The organism is Allokutzneria sp. NRRL B-24872, assembly GCF_002155965.1.
Lineage (GTDB): Bacteria > Actinomycetota > Actinomycetes > Mycobacteriales > Pseudonocardiaceae > Allokutzneria.
Genome location: NZ_MUMH01000446.1, coordinates 1 through 675, shown reverse-complemented (window position 1 = coordinate 675; position 675 = coordinate 1). Strand labels below are relative to the sequence as shown.

Below are 675 nucleotides of genomic sequence, written 5' to 3'. Positions count from 1 at the left end.
AACCCCCTACGGCGCGAGCTTCTGCCGATCCAGCACGGTCGGTCGAGAAGTGACCATCACACGTGGTCTCGACATATCTGGTCCGCCAGCACAGGCGCTCCGGCCTGGCCGAAAGAATCATTCAGTTGACCACGCGAAATGATCGCGCTGGGACAGATCTGGGACCGGCTTCTCAGCCCCACTACCCGCTGTCTCACCTCCTCACGCGCAACCAGGCACCACCGCCGGACGTCTTGACGGGTGCCGTCTCCCGCAGGACAAGCGTCAGACGGTGATCCGACCAACGTGGGGAGATCGAGCGCATGACGACATCGACCGTGTCCGCCGCAGGGGTCACACCCCGCAAAGCTCAACGGGCACCTGTCATGGCCACCTCGCCCTCATTCCTCATCGCGTGAACGGCGACCGCGCCACCCGAGCAACGTGGCGAATCGACGTGAGCCGCCTGCCCGAGGACGTCGTGGACCTCATCGACGCCCTCAAGCCCGGTGAGGACGTGGCCCTCATCCGAGACGGCAGCCCGATCGCGACGATCACCAGCACCCGCGGCGCGCTGGAGGACGCCCTCGCCGAGCCCGGTTCGCCGAACGAGGCGGCCGACCCTCAGCTGACGGACTACGACGACGTCACCATCGTGGCAACGGCGATGAAGTTGTCGGCCGCCTCGTTCGGCGA

1 pseudogene is annotated in these 675 nt (G+C 66.4%); it reads left to right on the top strand.

The features are described 5' to 3' along the window. Positions 1 to 436: 436 nt before the first annotated feature. Positions 437 to 675: pseudogene (locus tag CCN37_RS38575) on the top strand (hypothetical protein); the annotation flags it as partial.